At 71.9% G+C, this 7,199-nt stretch carries 4 protein-coding genes; all 4 read right to left on the bottom strand.

The features are described 5' to 3' along the window. Positions 1 to 1,571: patatin-like phospholipase domain-containing protein (locus tag AC1D01_RS15015; RefSeq protein ID WP_477867533.1), on the bottom strand; the 1,571-nt coding region annotated here is incomplete at its 3' end. After that, positions 1,568 to 3,055 carry a hypothetical protein gene (locus AC1D01_RS15010; protein WP_477867531.1) on the bottom strand — a complete coding sequence of 496 codons (1,488 nt, stop codon included), beginning with the start codon at positions 3,053 to 3,055 and terminating at the stop codon, positions 1,568 to 1,570. The genes AC1D01_RS15015 and AC1D01_RS15010, both read right to left, overlap by 4 nt. Next, complete coding sequence (locus tag AC1D01_RS15005; RefSeq protein ID WP_477867529.1) at positions 3,052 to 4,914, bottom strand: cytochrome P450 family protein; 1,863 nt, start codon at positions 4,912 to 4,914, stop codon at positions 3,052 to 3,054. Before AC1D01_RS15005 ends, AC1D01_RS15010 begins: the two co-directional genes overlap by 4 nt. Before the next feature lie 34 nt (positions 4,915 to 4,948). Then, positions 4,949 to 7,199 (bottom strand): ATP-binding protein (locus tag AC1D01_RS15000; RefSeq protein WP_477867527.1); only part of this gene is annotated, 2,251 nt, incomplete at its 5' end.

Below are 7,199 nucleotides of genomic sequence, written 5' to 3'. Positions count from 1 at the left end.
CGCTTGCGCGGCATGCCGATGTGCAGCTCGCCCTCGCCCGGCCGCAACGCCAGCCGCGCGACCCGGTTGCGCGCGGTGGCCAGGCGCATCGCGCTGCGGTCCTGCCAGTCCTTCGCGGTGAGTCCGGCCGCCAGCAGGAAGCCCGCGAGGAAACCCAGCGGCTTGTGCACCCGCTCGGGCGCCTGCAGCCGCGTGCCGTCGTCGGTCGGGTCGAAACGCTGCCAGCTGTCGCGGCTGCCCTGCAGGTGCGTCTTCGGCAACCAGACGAATTGGTTGCGTCGGAATGGGTTGCGCTGGCCCAGCCACAGCCCGAAGGTCGGCCAGCGCGGCACCGCCGCATCGAACAGGTGGATCGGGAAGTTCGAGCACAGCCCGCCGTCGGAGAACCAGCAGCGCTTGAGCACCCTCTCTTCGCGCGGCATCTCGTGGTCGACCGCCCACAGCGGCACCGCCGAGAACAGCAGCGGAAAGCTCAGGCTCAGGCGCGCCGCGACGAGGATCGGCAGGTCGCCGCGCGGCAGTTCAAACAGGCCCTCGCTCTTCGCGCCCTCGCCGGCCGGTGGATCGAAGTCGCTCGTCGGTGCATACGGTCGCGCCGCTTTCCTCATCGCCGCGACCACCCGTTCCGGGAAGAACCGCTCCATGTCCTCGCGCCGGAAGTACACGCGGTCGGTCTCGTCCTGCAGCGGCAGCCGGTACGGCCGTCCGTGCGTCACGTTCGTCGTGATCAGTTCCAGGTTGATCGAGCGCAGCCGGCGATCGTCGCCATCGCACACCGCCACGCGCGGCGAGCCCGGCGAGGCCGGAGCCGACCACAGATCGCGGAAGGTCAGCGGTGCATCCTCGCGGCCGAGGCCGGCAGCGAGCTGGATGCCCTTGTCCAGCCATTCGACGAGACCGGGGTCGGTCTTCGGGTCGCGGCCCGGCTGCGTCTTGCCGCGGCACAGGCCGAGGTCGTTCTTCACCAGGCCCTTGATCAGATCGGGCCGCAGCCCGTACCAGACGACGGCCAGCAAGACGCAGACCGGTACCGCGAGCAGCAACGCGAGCAGGTTGCCCCGGCCGATCAACAGGCCGAGGGCGACTCCCCACAAGGCCGGCACGCGGTAGCTGGACAGAATCGGCCACAGCAGCCGCACCCAGCGCGGCACGCGGCTGCGGCGCGTCTCGCCGTAGATGTCGACCGCGCCGACGAACAGGTCGAACAACCGCTGCCCCTCAGCCGCCGGCTGGAACAACGACAGCATCTTCGTGCGCAGCCCGCGCGGCCCCGGCTTCGCGAGGTCGCCCGGCGCGCGTCGCAGCACCTCGAAGCCGTCGTCGTAGCCGTTGCGCCGGCCGTACTCCGCCGCCGCCGCGAGCGCCGCCGCCATCGCGCCCACCGAGGTGCCGCCGATGCTCTTGAAGCGGAACGCGCGCGCGATCTCGAGGATCGCCCACGGGTAGACGACGCCGCTCGCGACACCGCCCGTCAGCACCAGGTCGCAGAAGCGGTCGGCGGGCGGACGCTCGGTCAGCGGCTCGGGCACTTCGACGAAGTCTTCGCCGGTGTCGAGCAGCGGCGCGGTCATTCGAAGGCTTCCCGGTCCACCGCGTCGACCCACAGGTGGCCATGGTCCTCGGTCGCCAGTTGCTCCAGGCCGTCGCGCGTCGGGTACAGCAGGTAGGCCGTGCCGCACGTGCGCACGAACGGTTTCAGGCCGTCGAACGCCTTCACCCCTTCCGGATCRCCGGGCAGCACGAGCTTCGCGTCGGGCTGTTCATGGTGGGAGGCCAGCGGATCCTTCGCGCGGCCTGCGTCGCGGCTGCCCATCGGCACCCGGTCGGCCCACTCGCCCAGCAGGTGCTCGAACTGGTTCTCGATGCTGCTGCAGAAGAACAGGCCGAGCAGGCCGCGCCCGGTCTCGGCCGTCTTGTCCTTTTCCCAGGTCGGCCCGTACGGCGCGCCGCGCCGCAGCAGCGGGCGGCGACGCAGGTGGTGCGCGATCTCGCCACCGCGCGGGTTCATGCGCCGGATGTGCGCGCCGAACGGGCAGCCCTGGCCGTCCGGATCGCCTTCGTAGTTGAAATCGTCCTCGGGCTCGCCGGCAGCCTTCGCCTGCGTCTGCGGATCGATGCGCCGCCCGTCCGGAAAGCGGCCGCACAGCTTGGCCTGCACCAGGTCGATGGCGGCCGGCTCGCCGAGCGCCCCACCGCTGCCCTCGACCAGCTGCTGCGCCCGCTCCTTCACATAGCCGCGGAACGCCGGCTCGTTCTGCTCCATCTGCCGCAGCACACCGAAGCTCGCCTCGCAGAAGAACGAGCGCACGGCCTGCGGCTGCGTGGCGAGCGCCCACGGGTTCGCACCGCCGTCGTCCGGGTGGCCGAGCAGGAACTCGCCGGGGTGGTGCATCGAGACCTCCTCCAGCTTCTTCTGTTCCGGCGGCGGGTTGTCCGGATCGAGCGACCAGCCATGGATGCCGACCTTCGACAGGCCGTCGCGGTAGCCGAAGTGCACCCAGCGCTCGCCGGATGCGCCCTGCGAGAAGTTCTCGCCGCGCAGCCGGGCGCCGTGGACCTGCACCTCGAACCCCCGGGCCAGTGCGAACACCCGCGTGAGCAGCCAGACGACCGAGGCATCGTCCTCATGGTGCAGGCTGATCACGGCATGCAGCGCCTCCAGCTGGAAGGCCGGGTCCCAGCGGTCCGGCGCGCTCGATCCGGTGTCGCCCAGCCGCGTGGCGGCCTGCACCGGCGCCCCGAGGTGGAACGACGGTGCGAGCTTCTGCAGCACCAGCAGCACGCGCAGCGGCAGTTTCAACGCCTCCAGCCCGCGGTAGGTGAAGCCGATGCTCAGCTGCGAACCCGGCCAGTCGCGCTCGGCCGGCTGGTACGTCACCTCCTTGCCCAGCGCGGCGAGGAACCGGCGCGCCTGCGAGCCCGTCCCGTTGAACCTGAGCAGCAGGTGCTGCACCATCCGCTGCTTCGGCGCGCGCAGCACGATGCGTTGCACATGATCGAATTGCGGCCCGAACTGCGTGCGCGCCGTGGCCGGCATGAGCGGCTGCGCCTTCATGGCTTGAGCCCCAGCACGCGCCGGATCTGCGCCGTCTCGGCGGCCGGATAGGCGCTGAAGAAGTAGCCCTCCGCCACCGGCCGGTCGTTGCGCCGGATCAGGTCGATGAAGGCGCCGGGGTACTTGTTGACCGGCATCGGCGGCGCGTCCTCGACGTGCTCGAAGATCTTGTCGAACAGCTCGCCCACTGCCAGCGCGAAGTGCTCGATGTACGACTCGAACAGGCCGTCGTACACCGTGTGCAGCACCAGCCGGTTGTCGTTCTCGATGAACTCGAACCATGCGAAATGGATGTGCCGCGACTCGAGCAGCGCCGTCTCGATGCGCGGCGCGCCAGCACGGATCACGGCCTTCAGCGCCTCGGCATGCACGGCGATCGGCGTCTTCACGCGCATCGACACGTTCAGCGCATGCTGGCGATCGCGCCGGCAGGTCAGCGGGTAGCGCTTGCACGTGAAGCCCCAGCGTCGCTCGAGGCCGGCCACCGTGCCGTCCTCCGGGTCGAGCGCCTCGGCCAGGCCGCGCAGTTGCAGCACGCGGCGCACGATCTCGGTGATCAGCGGCCGGGCCAGCATGTTGCCGATGCAGGCATGCAGGCCGTGCGGCGGCGAACCGCTGTCCAGCCCGAAGATCAGCGGGTCGGCTTCGGCGGGGGGTGGGTTCGCGAACGCCGTGCCCTTGGCACGCAATGCCGCGACGATCGACAGCAGGCACTCGTCGCCCGGCTCCAGCTTCGCGCCGCCCGCCAGCGGAAGCTCCGCGATCACCCGGCGCGGCAGGTAGGCCGCTGGCGGGTGCAGCCGCAGCGCCTCGGCGATCCACGGCCACAGGTCCCGGTGCGGCTTCGTCGAGTCACGCAGCCGCTCGACCAGCCCGTTCCTGAAGAACTCGTGCAGCGCCGAGCACACCGCCGCCTGCACGTTGCCGACCACCCCGGACATCACCCCGACCACGACCACGCCCAGTTCCTCGCCGCTCAGGTCGCCGGCATGGCCGGCGAGGCGGCGCATCGCAGGGACGAACCCGTGCGCCACGTCTATCCGCAGGTCCACGCCGGTCGGCAGGTTGTTCGGGTCGCGCTGGTACTCGTCGATCAGCTCGCAGGCGCGCGCGAACAACGCGGCCATCGGCTCGCGTGCGCCGGCCAGCGGCGCGGGATCGCTGACGAAATGCCGACCCAGGATCTGGTGCGTCAGCGCCATGTACGCGCCGCGCAGCGCCTTCTCGAGCAGCGGGTAGTCGCTGGTCGCGAAGCCGAACAGCCGGCTGCAGAAGCGCAACGCCGCCTGCTCGGCGAACTGCGCCAGGTCGAAGCTCGGTGCACGCAGCCAGATCGGCTCGGCTTCGTCGACCGCCAGCGCGGCCAGCTTCGGCACGGTCTGCGCGTCGACGTAGTGCAGCGCCTGCGCGGCGGCGCTGCGCTGGCGCTTGCGCAGCGACTCGGGGTCGAGCCCGAGCAGGAAGGTGCCGGAGCCGAGCTTGTTGTAGGCCTCGTTGCTGAAGGCCTTGTCATCGCCCAGCACGGCCGCGATGTGATCCGCCCGCATCAGCAGCTTCACCTTCTTGTGCCCGAAGGTCGGGTCGCTCCGCAGCGGGCTGGCCTCCGGCTCGTATTCGTTCACATGGTGGATCGCGCGGCTTGGAAACTCCAGCACGCCGTGCCGGCCGGAAGGCTGCAGCAACTGCTCGAACAGCACATCGCGCTGCGGCGGCAGGCTCGCCGGATCGTGCGGCCGCAGGTTGCGCCAGTCGCACAGCCAGTCGAACAGCATGCGGTTGCGCACGTAGTCGGTCGTCGTCGCCTTGAACCACGTCGGCAGATCGACCAGCTCGGGCCGGAACTTCTTGTCGGTCGTCATCCCACCTCCCGCGTTGCCGCGTCAAGAGCTCAATTCAACTGATGGACCGCAGCAGCTCTCGCGCCTGTCGCAGATCGTGCGTCTCCAGCCCCTCGGTGAACGACCCGTACGCCGGCTTCAGCAGCTGCAGCGCCTCACGCGTGCGGCCGTCCTCGTGCCACAGCCGCGCCAGGCTGGTGGCGCTGCGCAGCGCGAAGCCGCGCTTGTGCTGCTGCATCGCCAGCTCGTGCGCCGCCCGCAGGCCCTGCTCGGCCACGCGGCGTGCCGCCGGCAGCAAGGGGCCGTCGCGGCGCAGCGTCAGCTCGGCGATCAAGCGGCGCACCTCGGCCTCGTAGTAGCGCTCGCCGTGCGCCTGCACGATGCCCATGGCCTCGTCGAGCCGCGCCAGCGCCTGCACCAGGTCGCCGCCGCGCGCGAGGCCCTCGGCCAGCAGCGTCAGGTACAGCGGCCGCGTGACGACGGCGCCGCTGCGCGCCCACAGCGCCAGGCCCTCGCGCATCTCGGCCACGCCCTCGTCGTGCCGTCCGCGCTCGCACTGCAGCCAGCCGTGCATCACGTGCGCATGCGCGAGCCACACCGCGAAGCCGCCTTCGTCGCAGATGGCGATCGCCTGCTCGGCGCAGGCCAGCGCCTGCGCGTGCTCGCCGCGGTAGCGGTGCACGTTGGCGGCAAAGCCGAAGGCCTCGCCGAGGCTGAACTTGTGGTCGAGCGAGCGCGCGAGCTGCTGCACGCGGTCGATGCGCGCCAGCGCGTCGTCCGGGTGGCCGAGCTCCCACTGGCCCCAGGCCGAGTAGCACAGGCACATCACGCCCGGGTCCTGCACCGCGGCGCGGCGGTGGTGCTCCGGCCGGTACACCGCCAGGCACTCGTCCATGCGCTGCACCGCGGCCAGCCCATGGCCCTCGTGGAACAGGATGTTGGCCGTGGCCCAGCGCACCTGCAGCCGCGCCATCGGGTCGCCGCCCTGCTCGGCCAGCGCCTCGGCACGCCGCGCGATCTCGTGCGCCCGCCCGAAATCGCCGCGCATGAAGTGGTAGCCCTCCAGCCCGAGCTGCGCCTTCAGCTGCGCGACCGGGTCGCCCAGTTCGTCGCCCAGCTGCTCGGCCCGGGCATAGGCGCGCTCGACCGGCGGCGCACCATAGCCTTCGGTCGCGATGTAGCGCGACGCGAGCAGCAGTTGCAGGCGCAGCTCGATGCCGCGCCGTTCCCTCTCTTGCGTCAGTTCCTGCGTTGGTTCCTGCAGCTGGCTCCCCAGCAGCGCGAGCGCGCGCTGCAGGTGCTGGATCGACTCGTCGTGCGCCGAGCGCGAGGCCGCGAGCCGTGCCGCCACCTCCCACTGCCCGAGCGCCTCGGCCGCCAGGCCCGCCTCGGTCTGGTGATGGGCCAGCAGCTCGGGCTGGCGCTGCGCCAGCTCGGGCCACGAGGCGCGCAGCACCGCCGCGACCGCGCGGTGCACCTGCTGGCGGTCGCGCGTCCACAGCGACTGGTAGGCGATGTCGCGCACCAGCGCGTGCTTGAAGGCGCAGCGCCGCTCGCCCGGGCCACCGCCCGCCTCGTTGCCGCCGACGCTGGTCAGCAGCCCCGACTGCTCGATCAGGTCGAGCTGCGCCCTCAGTTCCTGCGGCGTCATCGGCCGGCCGCCGTGCGCCAGCACCTGCTCCAGCAGCGCGACCGGGAACTCGCGCCCGAGCACCGCGCCGAACTGCGCGACGGCCCGCGCCGGGCCCAGCCGGTCGAGGCGCGCCATCAGCAGGTCCTGCAGGCTGCCTGGCACGTCGAGCGCCTGCGGCAGCACCTCGTCGAGCGTCGCGCTCTGCTCCACCGCCATGCGCGCCGATTCCTCGAGGAACAGCGGCACGCCGTCGGAGCGCCCGGCCAGCAGCCGCACCACGCCGGCCGGCAGCAGCGATTCGCCGCAGGCCTGCTTCAGCAGCCGGCGCGACTCGTCGGGGCGCAGGCCGTGCAGCTCGATCGTCTGGTGCACGACCGGCGGCTGCCAGGAGGCCGCGGAAGAAGCGGCATCGTCGGTCGCGCTGCGCTCGGTCAGCAGCACCAGCATCGGCGCCTGCCCGCCGGCAGCCAGCAGGCGGCCGAGGAACTCGCGCGTCGACGGGTCGACCCAGTGCAGGTCTTCGACCACCAGGCAGACCGGCCGCGCCTGCGCCGCGCGCTGGAACCACTCGACCAGCGTCGCCAGCGTGCGTTCGCGCAAGCGCTCCGGCGTGCCGGCCAGCGGCTCGCCCGGCAGCGAGAGCAGCGCGGCCAGCACCGGCAGCGCCTGCGCC

This window comes from Rhizobacter sp. P3_B12, assembly GCF_056402895.1.
Note: the sequence above shows the minus strand (reverse complement) of the source record. Positions and strands in the feature narration are given on the sequence as shown.

Bases quoted from the DNA above. Each gene is read 5' to 3' on its own strand.
- AC1D01_RS15005 (WP_477867529.1), bottom strand. From the start codon at position 4,914: ATGACGACCGACAAGAAGTTCCGGCCCGAGCTGGTCGATCTGCCGACG.